This window comes from Nostoc sp. UIC 10607 (assembly GCF_047228265.1).
In the GTDB taxonomy this organism is placed as follows: domain Bacteria; phylum Cyanobacteriota; class Cyanobacteriia; order Cyanobacteriales; family Nostocaceae; genus Nostoc; species Nostoc foliaceum_A.
In genome coordinates this window covers 54,740-72,717 of sequence record NZ_JBIQNW010000034.1, presented here as the reverse complement: position 1 = coordinate 72,717, position 17,978 = coordinate 54,740, and the positions used below count along the sequence as shown (strand labels likewise).

Sequence of the window (17,978 nt, the reverse complement as noted above, 5' to 3'; positions counted from 1 at the left end):
TTCTTTTCCTCGTACCCCTGTTGATGAATTTTACTGTTATAACTCCTCCTAACTGTAAAAAACCTACACTTGTCAGGGGGGAAGGGGGCAGGGAGCAGGGGGAAATAACCCCATCCAAGAGCCGTGGAGCGGAGCGGAACATGTTCTTACGTCCCCCACTTCTGTTAAATGGTTCTCGTTCAGGTGGGGTCGAATCCCCCTTTCTGTTCCTTCTCCCCTGCTCTCTGCTCCCTTGCCTCTTTGTCAATAGTTCTCCCCTACTCCCTGCTACCTAGAGCATCGATTCAGTAATCAAAAACCTAACCCCCCAGCCCCCTTCCCTAACAGGGAAAGGGAGGCAAACTCCCCTCTCCGCGTCGGAGAGGGGTTGGGGGAGAGGTTCTTCCAGGATTACTAGACTTCTTGCATAAGTCGGGAAAAGGTTTTGTATTGTCCCCTTCCCCTTTAACCTTTTCCCTTTTCCCCCTCTTGCAAAAAGCACTTTTGCAAGAGGTCTACTGAATTGGTGTTCTAGGGAGTATTCGGAATCAACCGCCCACAGGGATAAGTAGCTGTTTGCTTTTGGGCACTTTCAGCCACTGCTGCTGGAACCTGCTCCGATGGTTGGGTTTTGGCTGCTAGATAGTCTTTTTGCAGTTTCTCCAAAATGGCTTCTCGCCTGTCGTACACACGCTTCAAGGGACGAGGCTCGCACTTGTTCAAAACATACGCTGTTACCAGCGGTAAAGCGATCGTACTATCGGTATAACAAACAATTGTGTTAGGTAACTCTTCCGGATCAATCTTACCCCAGCTGACGGCTTCCGATGGGGTTGCTCCAGACAAACCGCCTGTATCTGGACGTGCATCGGTAAACTGCACAAAGTAATCATGTCCTCGTTCTTCTAATCCCAATACTTCGTGAAGTTGCGGTTGGGTTTGTAGCAAAAAGTTTTTAGGACTACCGCCACCGAGAATTACAGCCGCACTTTTACCACCAGATTCACGGGCATTATATGCGATCGCAGCTGTCTCATTTACGTCAATTGATGGATCTAATACCAACTGTGAACCTTCCAAAGCTAAAGCCGCCACGTTCATCCCAATTGAGCTATCTCCAGGAGAAGACGTATATATAGGCACGCCATACTCATAAGCTGTAGCAAGCAAGCAGGAATGCTGCACACCCAACTGCTTTTCTACTTCCCGAACATACTTACCCAGTAAATGGTGAAACTCAGCAGTTCCCATCCGCTTCTGAAACGCTTCCCCTTGCAGAATCTTACGGATGAATGCATCAGTTTCCAACAGCACATCGTAACCAAAGATAATGTCATAAATGCGAATAGTGCCTTCCTGGCGCAGTTTCACATCATCCAAAAACGGATTACCAGCAAAGAGTTCAAAACCTAAACCGTAGTGCATATCGTGGTAAAGATTTGCACCAGTGCTAATCATCCAGTCAATAAAGCCGTTGCGAATTAAGGGTGCAAGCGCTGAAACCCCAAATCCTGCTGGTGTCATCGCACCGGAAAGGCTAACTCCCACCGTGACACCTTCCGTTAGCACATCACGACTCAGAAGTTGGCAGATTTCCCGCAACCGTGCTGAGTTGTAAGCGGTGAAGTATTGATCAATCAAATCCACCACATTGATATCATTTGATATAGGTGTGGGTGCGATTTTTTGACCCAGCTGTTTAGACATTTTGGCACTCCCGAACAGTAAACACGCCGAATCTAATGGTATCTAGCTTTCAACCAAAGTGACAGCAATTTTACTAGCCTATTTCATCAAAAAACAGTACGACGGCTGAGATTAAATCGTGTCACCTACCTCAATGCCTACAATTGAGGCAATCTCACCTTTTCAGTTTCCGAAAATATTAAATTTAATGGAAGATTTAATAGATCGAGAGAGGTGTACGCTACCTAGATGGAAATGCGTCAACAGAGGACTCAAGCAATGGGATATGTAATTGCTACTGCAAATATGAAAGGTGGCGTTGGTAAAACCACCCTCACCGTCAACTTAGCTACCTGTTTAGCTAAAAATCATGGTAAGCGGGTGCTTGTTCTTGATTTAGACAGTCAAATTAGCGCCACCCTCAGTTTGATGTCGCCTTTAGATTTTGCCAAGCGTCGTAAACAAAGTAAGACATTTAGGTATCTAATAGACGAAGTTATCAATCCAGACCCACAAGCAAAACTTACAATTCAAGATATCATTCAATCCCAGGTTTGTAATCTTCCAGGACTGGATTTATTACCGGGGGATATTGACTTATATGATGAATTTGTTGTGTCAGAAATGCTGCATCAGCAAGCAACTGCTTTAGGTGAACAGGACTTTGAAACAATTTGGAATCGCTTTGAAAGAGTCTTGATTAATAACATCTTAAAACCAGTCCGTCAAGAATATGATTTTATCCTTCTCGATTGTGCGCCTGGATATAATCTATTGACTCGTAGTGCTTTAGCCGCCAGCGATTTCTACATACTTCCTGCTAAACCAGAACCCTTGTCTGTAGTCGGTATTCAACTGCTAGAAAGACGGATTGCCCAATTAAAAGACAGTCACGGACATGAAACCAAAATAGACATAAAAATGTTGGGAATTGTATTTAGCATGTCCAGTGCTAACCTTCTCACTGGTAGATACTATAAACAAGTGATGCACCGGGTTGTCGAAGATTTTGGTGTTGAAAAAATTTGTAAGATACAAATACCAGTTGATGTCAATGTTGCTAAGGCTGTTGACAGTTTTATGCCAGCCGTTTTAAATGCTCCCCAATCAGCTGGTTCAAAAGCGTTTTTTCAGTTAACTCAGGAGTTGTTGCAAAAGCTATAGCTCTTGTCAATTGATTTTAATATCAGACCTAACAAGAACAGCCTCTTCCCTACCTCTCCGCTTCCATCTCCTACGAGGAGAGGGAAGCGGAAAAACTTTTGTTGCTGGAAGGGGAGTAAGAGTAAGTTATCCTTTAGATAAGTTCAGCAATTATACCGAAGCTATATGCAGCAAGATTCAGCTATTGAGTGAAAAGGTCAGTAAATTTCGGTAAGAAACAATGCTTACTAACAATTCTGTACAGGCAGAGGCAGATAAAAATCAAAGCTTGGTAATACGCCTACCACGTACTTTGAGCTATCTCGAAACCTGGGGCTTTGGTTTAACGGGTCATGTAGGATGGATTGGTACAGCCCCCATCATTCATGCAGCATTAGGGCCTAAAGCTATCTTAGTTTGGTTGTTTGGCACGATCATCTCCTTTTTACTTAACTTGCAGGTACAAAGTCTAGGTAGACATTGGCCAGATGTCGCTGGAGGAACACCAAACTATACTACAAGGCTACTAAAGAACTTTCCTGGCTTAGGTCGCTACGTAGCTTTAGGATACTTTTTTAGCTGGGCAGCAGCACCGGCACTTTATGCGATTATTCTTACAAACTTAATTAAAGTCAATTTTGAAACATTAGGTATTTCTTGTCCAGAAACTTTATTAAAAGTTGTATTTACAGCGATTCCTTTTATTGTGGCATTCAGTGGCAGCCGGGCTTTAGCGCTACTGCATTTATTTTTTGTATTTCCAGCGATTTTATTACTGCTTTTGTTTTGTATTCAAGGCGTAATATGGTTAGGCTTCTCAACAGCTAGTTTGGAATTTACCCCAACTAGTACACATAGCCTGAGCTTTGAAGAATGGGCAAAGTGGTTTTTTCTGGCTAGCTATTCAATTTATGCTTGTGAAACCACTTCTTCTTTTGTTGCTGATAGCCACCATCCGTATAAAACTTTAAGGTTCTTAACCGTAGCTGCTTGGCTAATTCCTCCAGTATTTTTAGGTGCTTCTTGGGTATTAATGTGTTCGGCTCCAAATCCAACAATAGGTGATGATGCTTTTTTAAATATGGTAGCGGCTTCTAAGCCTTTTTGGGGTGAAAATGCTTCTTTTTTAGTAACACTTTTAATTACTGTATCTTGCCTTCTAAGTTCTGCTACGGCAGTTTCCAACTCTCCTCGGATATTATACCAACTTGCCTTAGACAGACAGCTTTCTCCCATATTTGCATTAGTTTCCCGTCAAGGTGTTCTTGGGCCTGCTATTTTAATTACCTTTCTCCTCAGTTTGCTTTGTCTAAATTTGGGAAATGTATCTCAACTTGTCACAGTAGCAGGTACCTGTTACCTCGTGTCCATTATGGGACTACATCTAGGATTATGGCTGTGTCGAGGTAAACCGCAGGTGTTGTGGCCTTGGTGGTCACTTGGTTTTTTCTTTGTAGAAGCGGTAGTTCTAATAGTGGGAGGTTTAGCTTGGAATTGGAGAGATTTTTTAGTGGGATTATTATTACCCATTGTTTTGATGATAGGAGATGTAGCGCTACGTCGATTAAGATTTGCGCCATTACACCTAGAATGGTGGACACAGCGTTACTACACTAGACCTAATAAAAACAACTCAGACTTTCTGGTACTACAGGTGGTCGTCCTAGTATCATTAATTTGTATTACTGCCACAAGCAGTTGGGTTATCCGCAATTTATTGGACAGAGTTTCTAATAATCCTCAAAACTCTTTACTAGCTATTTTATTAGTGACGCTTTCTTTTATCGGGGTTGCGATCGCTTGCTGGACAACTCTACCACAAATTGTTGCTATTGATGAGGCACGCAAACAAGCAAAAAACCTATTTATCACTACTCTCGATACCGTTCCAGATACTGTTTTAGTCTTAGATGAAAACGGTAGAATTTGTCAGACAAATGCTGCGGCTGAAGAATTATTTCAAACAACTGTTCAGCAGTTGCTTGGAAAAAAATTAAATCAACTCTTAATATGCTATCGCGGCAAACCGGAGGAATGGTCTATTAGGACTGAGCAAACCTTAAAAATAAACCAAGGTTTACGAATTGTTGAAGCGACTATTTCACAGCCATTTAATGCCCAGCAACGAGAGTATGTTGTTATTGTCCGTGACATCACTAAGCGTAAATTAGTAGAGGAAGAATTAGTCCAGTATCGTTATCAGCTTGAGCAGATGGTTCTAGAACGCACCATTGAACTTATTAGAGTGAATCAACAACTTGAACAAGATATTATTAAGCGTCAACAAGCACAAGAGCAATTACTGCATAATAGCCTACATGACGGGCTAACCGGATTACCTAACCAGCGATTATTTATGGAGCGAGTACAGCGGGCAATAGAACGCACTAAACACCAGCCAAAAAATTATTTATTTGCTGTACTATTCTTAGACCTAGACCGCTTTAAAGTTGTTAATGATAGCCTTGGACATCTACTGGGAAATCAACTTTTGATTGCAATTTCTCATCGGCTCAAGTCAGTTTTGCGAGTCGTAGACATAGTTGCCCGTTTTGGCGGAGACGAGTTCACAATTTTAATTGAAGAAATTGAAGATATTAGTACCGCCATACAGGTAGCCGAGCGAATTAAAAAGGTACTAGCTTTGCCATTTCAATTAAATGAGCATCGGGTGTTTACTAATGTTAGTATTGGCATCGCTCTAAGTAAAGCAGATTATGAGCAAGCAGCGCAGATTCTACGCGATGCTGACGTGGCAATGTATTGTGCCAAAGCACTTGGTAAAGCACGTTATGAGGTCTTTGACCCAAAGATGCATGAGGGTGCATCTTTGCTCTTGGAGTTAGAAACTGCTTTACGTCATGCGCTGATCAAGCAAGAAGAATTTCGCCTTGATTACCAGCCAATTGTTTCACTGACAACTGGAAAAATTACTGGATTTGAGGCACTAATACGTTGGTATCATCCAGAACGAGGACTTATTTCCCCTCAAGATTTTATTCCCCTGGCGGAAGAAACTGGAATGATTGTTAGTATCGGACAATGGGTGCTTTATGAAGCCTGTCACCAAATGCACACATGGCATCAAAAATTTCCTACCTCACTTCCCCTGACGATTAGCGTAAATTTTTCTGGGAAACAAATCACGCAACCTGATGTGTTTAAACAAGTTAAACATATTTTGCAGGAAACCGGACTGAAGCCATACAGTTTGAAATTGGAGATTACTGAAACCTTCTTGATGGATAATTTTGAATTAGCTACCACCGTGCTTTCCCAGTTAACAGAGTTAAATGTGGAGATGCACATGGATGATTTTGGAACTGGTTATTCATCGTTGAGTTATATACACCGCCTACCAATCAAAACCCTTAAGATTGACCGTTCTTTTGTCACCAATATAGGTAGTCGTGGAGAAAATTTAGAAATTGTTCGAGCGATCGTTACATTAGCTCATAATTTAAATATGTCTGTAACAGCAGAAGGGATAGAAACTGTAGACCAATTAGCCCAACTAAAGGCTTTGCAATGTGATTATGGACAAGGGTATTTTTTCTTACCACCTATGGAAAGTGCAGAAGTAGAAATACTACTTGCTGCTAACTTGTGCAACAAAAACTTTTTAAAGAGATAAAATCTTGGAATTAAATTCTGTTTAGGGAAACACCTTGTAAAATTGAGCGATTAATTTCACTTGATAGTCTACATTACTGTAGTACTGGCTGTAACTGGAAATCTTCTGCGTTATCAAGTAACCCTTCTTCTTGTAAAAGTTCATTAATAAAAATATCGATTTTCTTCCGATTAATATTTTGCATGACTATAATGTGTGCCCAATCTTCAAAAATTGCTAACTGCCACTTTTTAATTAACCTTTGTGAAGGTTTTTGAAAGACTACGGTATTGGAAAATTTATTTAACATACATGGATATTCTCTTATTTGAAGTTGTTGAAAAAGATACTGGGCATTATGAATACAAATATTTGCTTCTCTAGCTAATCCGTCATAACCTCTTGTTTGCACTGCATACCAGAGAATCAGAGGAGTATGACCGTTTCTAGATCCCAGAATAGTTGTATCTTTTGAACCAATATATTCAATTTCTGTTTCAACTTTTTCTACCCATTTTTTCTTAGTTAAAACTACACCACAAGGCAATGGTGAACCAATGAATTTAGCAGAAATAGCTATACTATCAATGGGTTTTTGAAAGTTAATTTGCGGAGCGCCATCTAAAAACGGTAATATTAATCCTGAAAGTGCAGCATCACAATGGATGTAATAATCTTTAATCTGATTACGCTCTAAAATTTCTAGAACTTTGTCTAAGTTATCAATTGCACCTTTGACAGTAGTGCCAATATTTAAATTTATGATGGCTGGATAACTACGATTTTCGCTAATTAGTTGTTCAAAATGGTCATAATCCATTTCTCCATTAATTTGCGAATTAACAACATTATGTTGGATGCGGAATAATTTGGCTGCTTTGGGAATTGAGTAATGAGAGTCTTGTGATGAGTAAAGAATCCCATTAGGGTAGATTTCTCTTGCTAAGAACATTCCATATAAATTACCTTCAGTTCCGCCAGCAGTCACATAACCCCAAAACTGATCTTCTGCAATCTTATAGAGGTTAGCAAAAAAAGATAAGACCTCTTGCTCAAACTTACGAGAATGCAGACCAAAATCTGGCTCAATATATGGATCTCCAGCATTATTTAACAGATGATTGAAAAATTTGGCTATCAAACTGTAATCACAACTTAAATTATATGGATAGCCTGCATGAAACTGCGATCGCTGTTCTATTTGCAGCAAAAAATCTGCCAATTCTTTAGCAACTTTATTTGACATATCTTTGTATCTCTTAAATTTTGATTCAGTTAATGGATGTTTTAATCTAACTTTTACGTATTAATCCATACCTTTATGTTTTCTTAATAATACTGTAATCTGGCTCTATACATGAATAGAATACAGTAATCATACTTAGCTATCTTCAGTGATAATACCCATTTCTTTGTTCAAAAGCATATTACCCTTAGAAATTACGCACTATAGGAAATAACCCAATACGGTTCGGTTAAGGGAAGAGACGCGATAAATCGCCGTCTCTACAAAGGACTGATTATTGTAAAGACGGCGATTTATCGCGTCTTTGTGATCGATCTATTGGGAAATAACCCATATACGACTTACGCAAGAACTCTCTAAAACTCTTATTTCTCTGTGCCCTCTGCGTCCTCTGCGGTTTGATTTTTCGTTACCTGTACGTAAGTCCTGCCATAATCTGTATTACGCAAAATATCTATTTCAGGCGGTGACTGCAACCTGATTTAACGTGAATTCGACGGATGATATAGTGTCTATCTAATTACGCTGAATGAAAAGACCACTAAGAGGTTTTACTACGCAAAACTTTCCCTCTCCGAGTTGGAGAGGGAAAGACTTGAACTTTAGTTCAAGGTAGAGGGAGATTAGTTGAACTCACCTATCTTTACTAAAACTCTCCGGCTAAGGCTGCAACACAACGCTCGCAAATTAGGGGATGTTCTGCTGATTCTCCCACGTGAGTGGAGTAGTTCCAACAGCGATCGCATTTTTGCCCCTCTGCGTTCACTACCCCAATTACCCAGTCTTCCGTCTGCGCTGTATATTTTAATCCTTGCAACCCTTGAGCAGAATCTAATAATTCCACTTGAGAAGTCAGCAATAAATACCGCAGTTCGTCAATACCATTACCTTTAGCAGGGTTAAAGGCTTTGATAGCATCACCTAACTGTTTGTGGGGAATATGAATCAAAGCTTTCGCCTCCAGGGAAGAACCAATGAGTTTTTCTATCCTGGCTTGTTCCAACACCTTATTAACATCGGTGCGGAGTTGTCGTAACGTTTCCCAAAATTCCGCTAAATCTGGATTACGCCATTTTTCCTCAACCTGCACCCAACCGGCTTCAAACACCGATTTGTAAGGTGTTTTGTAAGGGAGATATTGCCAGATATCTTCGGCGGTGTGGCATAGTACTGGTGCGATCGCTCGTGCTAAATTTTCTAAAGCTATCTTCAGCACCGTTTGACAACTGCGACGGCGGAAAGCATCTTTTGCACTGATGTACAGCCTATCTTTGGCAACATCTAAATAAAAGTTGGATAAATCCACCACGCAGAAATTCTGCACTGTTTGGAAAAAGCGGAAGAATTGGAAAGTATCAAAGGCTTCGGTAACTTCTTCAAACACTTCGGTGATGCGGTGCAGCATATAACGGTCAAGTTCTGGCAATTCCTCGAAGGGGACTGCATCTTTTTCTGGGTCAAAATCATCCAAGCTACCCAGCAAAAACCTTGCCGTATTGCGGATTTTGCCTCTGACATCATTCATCTGCTTGATGATGTTTTTGCCAATGCGGACATCGCCGGAGTAGTCTACCGATGATACCCACAATCGCAATATATCTGCACCGTAAGCCGGTTCTACTTTTTGATTTTTCCCGCCTTCAATGATTGTATTTGGGTCAACCACATTTCCTTCTGACTTACTCATCTTCCGCCCTTGTTCGTCCAAAGCGAAGCCGTGAGTTAGTACAGTTTTGTAAGGTGCAATGTCATTTACCGCTACACTGGTGAGCAAGCTTGACTGGAACCAACCGCGATGTTGGTCGGAACCTTCCAAATATATATCAGCAGGATAGCGTAACTCTGGACGCTGTTGAGCGACAGCTGCCCAAGATGAGCCAGAATCAAACCATACGTCCATTGTGTCTGTACCTCTGCGGTAAGACTTGCCATTATTACGATAAGATTCTGGTAACAACTCTTCAACTGAAAGTTCCCACCAAGCATCAGAACCTTTTTCGGCGATAATTCCTTGAACGTGGTTGATAGTTTCCTCATTCAGCAGTGGTTCTCCCGTGGCTTCGTCGTAGAAAACGGGAATGGGTACACCCCAACTGCGCTGACGGGAGATACACCAATCGGAACGTTCCGCCACCATTGGCGTGATCCGATTTTCACCTTGGGCTGGAATCCATTTTACCGTTGCGATCGCCTTTAGTGCTTCTTCTCTAAATCCTTCCACGGAAGCAAACCATTGTTCAGTGGCGCGGAAAATCGTCGGCTTTTTCGTCCGCCAATCATAAGGATACTTGTGTGGGTATGGTTCTTCCTTCAACAAGGAACCAGCCGCAGCCAGTGCATCAATCACCGCCTGATTTCCATCACCCAGCACATTCAACCCCGCAAATTGTCCCGCTTCTTCGGTAAAATTGCCATTGTCATCCACTGGTGCCAGGATGGGCAAACCGTAACGCTGACCAACAATGTAATCTTCTTGACCATGACCGGGTGCAGTATGTACTAACCCAGTACCCGATTCAGTTGTGATGTAATCACCGCCTACAACAATCGGACTTTCGCGGTCAAATAGAGGATGACGGTAAGTAGTATGTTCTAAGTCATTCCCCTTGAACGTAGCTTTTACGGTTAACTCAACTCCCAAGGTTGAAGATAAACGTTCTACTAAATCAGCAGCAACGATTAGGTATTTGAAATTACACTGCGTTTCGGCCTCTGGATGTGAAACTTCCACCACTGCATAGTTCAAATCTGCATTCACCGCTACAGCCAAATTCCCCGGAATCGTCCAAGGTGTGGTTGTCCAGATAGCTACACCCAAATCTGAGAGATATTCTCCCAAAACTGGTTTTACAGCTTCCGCCAAACTTGTGATTGCAAAAGCTGCATAGATACTGCGGGAAACGTGACCTTCAGGATATTCCAACTCAGCTTCAGCCAAAGCGGTTTTAGAACTCGGACTCCAGTGAACCGGCTTCAAACCTCGATAGATGTAACCTTTTAAGAACATCTGACCAAACACACCAATTTGAGCCGCTTCATAAGCCGGCTTGAGAGTTAGATAAGGGTTGTCCCAATCACCCCAAATACCGTAGCGTTTAAAATTTTGGCGTTGGTTGTCTACCGTCGCTAGACCAAATTCTTTTGCTTTTTGCCGGAGTTGTAAAGGCGTTAAGTTTTGCCGTTCTGCTGACTTCATGTTCTGCAAAACTTTTAACTCAATTGGTAAACCGTGACAATCCCAACCAGGGACATAGCGAACCTTACGCCCTTTTAGCAGTTGGTAGCGATTAATAATATCTTTGAGAATTTTATTTAAGGCATGACCAATATGGAGTGAGCCATTAGCGTAGGGAGGCCCATCGTGCAGTATAAATAATTCGCCGGGGTTATTTTTGGAGAGGCGATCGTAAATTTTATTTTCTTCCCAAAATTTTTGGATTTCAGGCTCACGCTTGATGGCGTTTGCCCGCATATCAAAATTAGTCTTGGGTAGGTTTACAGTATCTTTGTAACTTCCTGGTTCGGTCACAGTCTCATGCCTAGAATTAGGTGTGCAGGTTTTATCAATTATAGAAGATGACCTGATAACCAAAATTCCCTATTTGAACGTCAGTTCGATAAACTTCTCTCTACCTGGAATTTTTGTTTAAGTCTCTCCCTCTTTGACTCGGCGACGGTGTACACACAAGTCTTTTAAAGTTACTGCGTAACGTAGGGCAGGTTAATTTTTGCAGGTCGATGCAACAAAGGTACAAGTCAATGCAACAAAGGTACAAGTCAATGCAACAAAGGTGCAGGTCGATGCAACAAAGGTGCAGGTCAATGCAACAAAGGTGCAGGTCGATGCAACAAAGGTGCAGGTCAATGCAACAAAGATGCAGGTTGATGCAACAAAGGTGCAGGTTGATGCAACAAAGGTGCAGGTCAAGAGACTTGTGTGTACACCGTAGGACTTGGAGAGAGACGGTTAACCAGGCAGAGGTTTTTAAGAGATGAGAGGACTCATCAGGAATTTTGCGGAGATTGAGAGTTAAGCAACAGAAAGTAGTATACTTTTCTGGGTTCGCCTAAAGCTATCAAAAAGTTTCGTCTAAAAACCAATAATTTTGGGGTTGCTCTAATGCTAAGTCCTGTATTAACAGTCAGTATCTTTCAAAAACAGCCCGACCCTAAAGGATTTTCAGCAGGTCAAGTCATCTTTGAAGAAGGACAGCCTGGTAATGAAATGTACGGCATTCTGGAAGGAGAAGTGGATATAGTAGTCAATGGCAAGGTTGTAGAAACCATTGAAACGGGCGAAGTTTTTGGGGCTGGGGTACTTGTGGGAGTAGCAAAAAGAACTTACACAGCTATTACCAAGGTGGATACCAAACTGGGTTTCCTTGATGAGAAAAAGTTTCTCTTTGCCGTTCAGGAAACACCCATGTTTGCCCTAAAGGTGATGAAAAGTTACTCAGAGCGTCTGAGTCGCTTGCAGCACATGCTCTAAAGCACCTCAAGCAGAAGTTGCAAAACGAATCAAAATCTGCCACTAATTTTCCCTTCTCCCCAGAAGGCCATACATAATATATATGCTCTCTTGGGGAGTCATAAGTCAGTATTCAGATAACTCTAAATTCTGGCTCTTGACTCCTGATTTATCGTTGCAGAATTTACCGGAGGTAGTAATGGCACGTAAACGGTTGATTATTGAAATGGGGATGGGAGTAGACCAGCATGGACAAGAACCTACAGTAGCAGCATCTAGGGCAGTACGAAATGCGATCGCTCACAATGCTTTACCTGGTGTTTGGGAGGTTGCTGGCTTAAGTCATCCCAATGAAATGATTATAGAGGTTCAGGTAGCAGTTCCATATCCAGAACAAGTTAGAGAAGAAGAAGTATTAGCTGTACTACCATTTGGTCGGAAAACTCTTACCGTAGAATCTGGGGGAATGATAGTTCAAGGGCGGGCGATTCCCGAACTCAACGATAAAAATGATGAAATGTTGATTGCGATCGCAGCTGTTACAGTTATGATCGAAAATGATTAACTGAGGTAAAAGCTACAACATTGAATTAATCAAATAACGTATCTAAAACAGGAATGTTCCAGTGCATTTACATTGTTAATTTTTGAAGTTTTACCCTAAAAATATTCTATCTCTGGGACTAATAATCTGCTGATTCAAAGGTATAAAATCATAGAAACCTGGAGAAAACTATGTCATTAGAAACAGAGGCACTACAGGCGACACCACCAACTTCTACCTTGAGTCACTTGAGGAAAAGCAAGAATTTAAATGGAAGCAATGCTGGTATCCCGTTACCTTTGTGCAAGACTATCATGGCACCAGAGGTAGTAGTAATCGCAAAAATGCCCAACCGCTAGAAATGGAAGTTCTAGAGAGTTCGATTCAAGGGATTAAAGGCCGGTGGCGGGGAACTAACAAATCAAATGAAGCCTGGAAATACATTGATTTTGTGGCTCCAAGTCTTGTGCTGAACACTGCTTACAGCGGTTCCCATTCAGATGCAGTACAACATTACACATTACATCACGAGGTGTAGGGGCACGGCACTGCCCGTGCCCCTACGTGTGTACCTCACGTAAACGAGAACGGCTATATATTGAAGACCGCTCAGACACTCAAAACTCACTTTGAGCGTTCCTACACTCCTCACTAAAATTGGGACTGGAAACAGTTAGTAGTAAGCACTTTAGTGCTTACTATAAACCTTCAAAACTAGCTTGACAAATTACTGGTAAACTGTACCGGAAGTTTGCTTACCTTAAACAATTTGCTCAAACCTCTTATGTGGTTAAGTCATGATCAAGTTAGTGGCTCTGCGCTAAAGTAAAAATATTGGGATAAAAATCTCTGGCAGTAAGTTCAACTGAATCACTAATCTTTACCACTGCGGCGATAATGTCTCAAGAGCATAACGAATCACTCCAAATTCAGGAGATCACAAAACTCAAACCGAAACACTTTGCTGATTTAGTCAGATCAGCACAATTGATTTTCGACCCCACAGCCGGAGTTTCGGGAAGAAATATCACAGTTGACTGGGAACAATTCGGAATTCCCCGTGATGTGGCAGACAATCTCAAATCACTTGGTCAGCAGTACCAATATGCATCTCCTCACATCCCTGTTGAAGTCATTTGGAGCAAATTAACTCCAGAAACTCGTATTTGGTTCGTTCAAAACAAAGATAGGTTGTGGCAGCTTGAAGAAGCTTTCCCAGCCCTTGACGAAGATTAAACGGGTGAAGTATTAAATTTGTTCACTGATAACTGTTCACTGATAACTGTTGAAAGGAATACCAATTATTTGTAGGGGTACAACTGCTGTTGTGCCCCTATCCTCTATAAAAATTGGAAAAGAAAGCTAGGTCCTGCCTTCTGCCTCCGGTCACTGAGCGTAGCCGTAAAGCCTGCGGCATAGCTACGCTTAGGGCGCAGCCTCTCGTAGAGAAGTGCTGCCTCCTGCCACCTTCTTCCTTCAACGCGATCGCATTACCTTAAATGCATAGTTAAATTAATAAAAAAGCTCATATCGATGAATCAAAGCCTAAGTGTTGCTCCCAGCCTTGAAGAACACATTCATGAAACTCCTGTTGTTACCAAACAACAGCTATTTACGAAGCAACTAATTGTCCTTACCTTAGAAATGCTTCTGGCATTACCTCTGGGTTTACTCCTAGCAAAGTTCCAAATTGGTAGGATTGCCTGGATCTTTGGCGGGATTGCTGCTGGTACAGTAGTTCTTCAAGGGTGTCGAATTTTTTATCAATATTCTCCGCAACCTAACCGCACTGCGAGAAAAGTGGGAATGGCACTTGTAGGCTTAACTGTCGGCGCTTCTAATGCCCACGGTAATCTAGCTAGTGTTGCTTCTGGTATTCCCATATTTATTTTTCTTACCTTGTTTTTGCTGCTGAGTGGAAGCTGTATTGGTTACATTTACTCCCGCATCAGCAAAACCAATCTATTGACAGCAATGCTGGCTACAGTTCCTGGCGGTGTCGGAATTATGGCAGCGATCGCCGCCGATTACAATAAAAATGTTAGCTTGGTTGCCCTAGTTCAGGCGATTCGCGTCACCTCAGTAGTTGTTCTAATTCCCTTCATCGCTAGAACATCAGCTGGTAATTACTATCCGCAAACACTCCCCATCAACGCTGCTTGGCTCAATCTCGATCCATCTCAACTAGAATTACTCTTGTTAGTACTCCTAATCACTGGATTAGTTGTTTATCCAGCTATATTATTTAAAATTCCCGCTGGCGATTTCTTTGGTGCGTTGTTGATTGGTATCGGTTTTAATCCTTTGCTACATTGGCTGCCTTTTGTGGGTGATATTAGCTTCAGTCCGCCGCCTTTAATTAACTTATTGGGTCAAATGCTCCTGGGAATTACTATTGGTGAATATTGGGGAGACAAACCCAACTTTAGGAAGCGGACTGTCGGCTATGCCTTGATCTCTGTGGGGATGACCCTCATAGCCGGAGCGATCGCTGCTATACTTGCGATGCAATTAACCTCTTGGGACTGGTTAACCTGTCTTTTAGTCACAGCCCCAGGAGGATCAGCAGAAATGATCCTAGTTTCCCTGACATTAAATCATAATGTTGAAATTGTCACAACTGGTCATTTAGTGCGACTAATTGCGATTAATAGTTCCCTACCACTTTGGCTGTTTTTGTTTCGCCGTCTGGATGAGCAACTTTCTGAATCAGTTTAATTGCCGAAGTATTGGGCATGGGGCATTAGTTTTTGACTAATGACTAATAACAAAGATGCAGGTTAGCTTATTCTTTTGTTATCCAGATACTAAGGATGCTTTAGATGGTTGCCCAAATTCAAGAACTTGAAGCGCAGCACTGGGTTAAAACTCGTTCTTCCCTCGACCCTACCGAATCCACTTTCCTGATTTGGAAAGGTAAAATTTACGCCTTTATCCCCGGCGAGAAAAAACAACTCCTGTTTAAGATGCTGGGATTGAGTGTTAGCAGATGTATTCCCACAGCAGAGGGGAGCTGGGATTTTACTTCCAGGGAACTGACTTACTACCTCAACCCAAAAACAGATGAGGTTTTATCCAAATGGGAGAATCCTTGGACAGGCGAGACAGTTCCAGTGATTCACGTTGCTAATAATCCTGTACAGGGTAAGTTTGAGGGAAATTTTCCCGCACAAGTAGATGGTGACAGCACAACTTTTGTTTTTGATATATTTCCCTATTACCCCAATCCCTTAGCAGACGATCCCAAATTTGCCGAATACAGCCCAAATCCAATTTATCAGGCAGCGGAATTATTTAAATTAACTGTGCCAACCGCAGATTTATTCAACACAGCCCTCTCCTCTGTTTCTGAACTTAAACTGAGTTGGGATCGGATTGGTCAATGGCTTCCCTGGATGAAAATGGGCGATCGCCCCGGTCAACTGATCTACAGTGCTGTTGGTAGCAAAGTCAATGGTTTAACAGAACTGCCCCCATTGCTGCAAGACGAAATTAATAACCGTATTCCTTTATATAAAAAAGCCCCAAAAGCATTGATAGATGGGGAAGATATGACTTCCTGGTTGTATTTTCAAAAGCACTTTCCAGCTTACTTGGCTGGTGAAATCTTCCCGCTTCCCCAAGCAGAAGAATTTTGACGTTAGAGCTAAGTAGACCGAATCAGGCTAGATATTGCTTGCACTAACGTCATTGGCTCTATTGGCTTAGAGATATGCTTGTGGAAACCTGCTTTTAGTGCCTGTTGCTGATTCATCTCTCCAGCATAGACTGTCAAGGCGATCGCTTTTATCTGTTCGCCTTGTACAAACAAGTTTCTCACTTGCTGTATCAACATGTAACCGTCTACATCCGGCATCCCAATATCACATATATAGGCAACTCGACTGTGTTTAACAGAAATGAAAAGGCTCAATTAGTTATTAGATTTATAACAAGCTCAATAATACATCCAGCTAAAAGCAAATAAATTTAATATCCAATTAAAATCTCATTTAAGCTGGCGGCTGTATTTTTTGAAATTCTTTAATGGCTTTGATATGGGCTTCATTTACCTTTATATGCTCCTCTACTGCTTTTGAAAATACATCTGTTGTTTTAACTTCAAGCAAAATTTATTGAAATTTAACCTCCTGACCTGAACAATCAAATAAATGTAAACCTAACCGTTGGGAAAGTTCTTCACACACCTTCACCCCCCGCACACTATTACCACGCACATCCAGCAGCGGCGAAAAAACTCCAATGCCCATCTTATTGGGTACAACAGCGATAATTCCACCACAAATACCGCTTTTCGCCGGAATCCCAATTTTATAAGCCCACTCACCTGCAAAGTTGTACATCCCACAGGTATACATAACACTCAAAATATCTTTGATGTAACGCTTATCCACCGCCGATTCTTTGGTGATGGGGTTAATACCTCTGTTAGCAAGGGTAGCCGCCATTACTGCTAAGTCTTGGCAATTCACCATCACAGCACACTGCTGGAAGTAAAGATCCAGCGACTCTTCAATGTTCCGGTCAATCATGCCAAAGTTGAGCATCAGATGCGCCATTGCACGGTTGCGATGCCCTGTACTCCGTTCTGAGGTAAAAACTGAAATGTCAACGAACACGTCGCGGCCAATATATCGCTTGAACATATCCAGCATTCGGTTGAGGCGTTCGGTTGGCCCGGAACCTTTAATTAAGCTGGTGGTTGCGATCGCTCCAGCATTTACCATTGGGTTATAAGGTCGCTTCGATTGCTCATCCAAAATAATCGCGTTGAATGCATCCCCCGTCGGTTCCACGCCAACTCTAGTCAATACGTAATCCAGTCCATGATCTTCTAAGGCAAGTCCATAAGCAAATACTTTGGAAATTGACTGAATGGTAAAGAGGTGATCGTAGTCGCCTACTTTGTAAACCTGACCATCTACTGTCACAATGCAAATGCTGAACAAGTCCGGGTTTGCCTTTGCCAGTTCTGGAATAAATTTCGTTACTGCACCCTCCCGCACTGACTTGTACTGGGAATGCAACTCGTTGAGAACAGCTAATAATGGCGATGGTTCTATTTTAAAATCTCCTTGATGTGCTTGGTTTGTCGTCATGCTGATAGCATTCCCCAAAATACTCACTATATATAGTAGGGGTGCAGCTGTACATCCCTAAAATTGGAAAGATTTTGGACAAGACAGCTTGCTCTAAAACATGATACTTGAGCAACTACTTAGGGTAAAAAGCAATCATTGTTATTTTTGATACTAATAAAAAATCATCTCCAAGCGATCGCTAAGTTTTCTTAATTTTT

Annotated in this window: 14 protein-coding genes; 9 read left to right on the top strand and 5 right to left on the bottom strand. The window is 41.8% G+C overall.

Annotation, left to right across the window (positions count from 1 at the left end):
* Window positions 1–510: 510 nt before the first annotated feature.
* Complete coding sequence (locus ACEYW6_RS23885) at window positions 511–1,686, bottom strand: homospermidine biosynthesis protein (protein ID WP_412981708.1); 1,176 nt, start codon at window positions 1,684–1,686, stop codon at window positions 511–513.
* A 258-nt stretch (window positions 1,687–1,944) separates the two neighbouring features.
* Between ACEYW6_RS23885 and ACEYW6_RS23880 the strand changes: the two genes are divergently transcribed.
* Together ACEYW6_RS23880 and ACEYW6_RS23875 are read left to right on the top strand one after the other, a co-directional pair.
* Complete coding sequence (locus ACEYW6_RS23880; RefSeq protein ID WP_190894240.1) at window positions 1,945–2,829, top strand: ParA family protein; 885 nt, start codon at window positions 1,945–1,947, stop codon at window positions 2,827–2,829.
* 220 nt (window positions 2,830–3,049) lie between these two features.
* Window positions 3,050–6,442, top strand: coding sequence for an EAL domain-containing protein (locus ACEYW6_RS23875; protein ID WP_412981707.1), 3,393 nt, complete (start codon window positions 3,050–3,052; stop codon window positions 6,440–6,442).
* Window positions 6,443–6,515: 73 nt separating this feature from the next.
* Here the strand turns inward: ACEYW6_RS23875 and ACEYW6_RS23870 are convergent, their stop codons facing one another.
* Both ACEYW6_RS23870 and ileS read right to left on the bottom strand, forming a co-directional pair.
* The gene (locus ACEYW6_RS23870; protein ID WP_412981706.1) at window positions 6,516–7,667 is read right to left on the bottom strand and encodes a histidine decarboxylase; all 1,152 of its coding nucleotides are present in this window, start codon (window positions 7,665–7,667) and stop codon (window positions 6,516–6,518) included.
* Between the two features lie 646 nt (window positions 7,668–8,313).
* Entirely contained in the window at window positions 8,314–11,196 is a 2,883-nt protein-coding gene (gene ileS, locus ACEYW6_RS23865; RefSeq protein WP_412981705.1) for an isoleucine--tRNA ligase, read from the bottom strand.
* A gap of 199 nt (window positions 11,197–11,395) precedes the next feature.
* Between ileS and ACEYW6_RS23860 the strand changes: the two genes are divergently transcribed.
* From ACEYW6_RS23860 to ACEYW6_RS23830, 7 genes are all read left to right on the top strand, one after another.
* Window positions 11,396–11,617: a hypothetical protein gene (locus ACEYW6_RS23860; protein WP_412981704.1), complete on the top strand. Its 222-nt coding sequence runs from the start codon at window positions 11,396–11,398 to the stop codon at window positions 11,615–11,617.
* 170 nt (window positions 11,618–11,787) lie between these two features.
* Window positions 11,788–12,156: a Crp/Fnr family transcriptional regulator gene (locus ACEYW6_RS23855; RefSeq protein ID WP_196514110.1), complete on the top strand. Its 369-nt coding sequence runs from the start codon at window positions 11,788–11,790 to the stop codon at window positions 12,154–12,156.
* A 178-nt stretch (window positions 12,157–12,334) separates the two neighbouring features.
* The gene (locus ACEYW6_RS23850; RefSeq protein WP_412981703.1) at window positions 12,335–12,700 is read left to right on the top strand and encodes a Lin0512 family protein; all 366 of its coding nucleotides are present in this window, start codon (window positions 12,335–12,337) and stop codon (window positions 12,698–12,700) included.
* A gap of 170 nt (window positions 12,701–12,870) precedes the next feature.
* Window positions 12,871–13,038, top strand: a complete 168-nt coding sequence (locus ACEYW6_RS23845; protein WP_412981702.1) for a hypothetical protein — start codon at window positions 12,871–12,873, stop codon at window positions 13,036–13,038.
* A 538-nt stretch (window positions 13,039–13,576) separates the two neighbouring features.
* Window positions 13,577–13,915, top strand: coding sequence for a hypothetical protein (locus tag ACEYW6_RS23840; RefSeq protein ID WP_190894234.1), 339 nt, complete (start codon window positions 13,577–13,579; stop codon window positions 13,913–13,915).
* Window positions 13,916–14,212: 297 nt separating this feature from the next.
* A complete protein-coding gene (locus ACEYW6_RS23835) occupies window positions 14,213–15,397 on the top strand; it encodes an AbrB family transcriptional regulator (protein WP_412981701.1) in 1,185 nt (394 codons plus the stop codon).
* Window positions 15,398–15,501: 104 nt separating this feature from the next.
* Entirely contained in the window at window positions 15,502–16,317 is an 816-nt protein-coding gene (locus ACEYW6_RS23830; RefSeq protein ID WP_412981700.1) for a DUF1838 domain-containing protein, read from the top strand.
* Between the two features lie 8 nt (window positions 16,318–16,325).
* Here ACEYW6_RS23830 and ACEYW6_RS23825 read toward each other — a convergent pair whose 3' ends face one another.
* Together ACEYW6_RS23825 and glsA are read right to left on the bottom strand one after the other, a co-directional pair.
* The gene (locus tag ACEYW6_RS23825; RefSeq protein WP_412981699.1) at window positions 16,326–16,592 is read right to left on the bottom strand and encodes a response regulator; all 267 of its coding nucleotides are present in this window, start codon (window positions 16,590–16,592) and stop codon (window positions 16,326–16,328) included.
* 199 nt (window positions 16,593–16,791) lie between these two features.
* The gene (gene glsA, locus ACEYW6_RS23820) at window positions 16,792–17,778 is read right to left on the bottom strand and encodes a glutaminase A (RefSeq protein ID WP_412981698.1); all 987 of its coding nucleotides are present in this window, start codon (window positions 17,776–17,778) and stop codon (window positions 16,792–16,794) included.
* Between the last annotated feature and the right edge of the window lie 200 nt (window positions 17,779–17,978).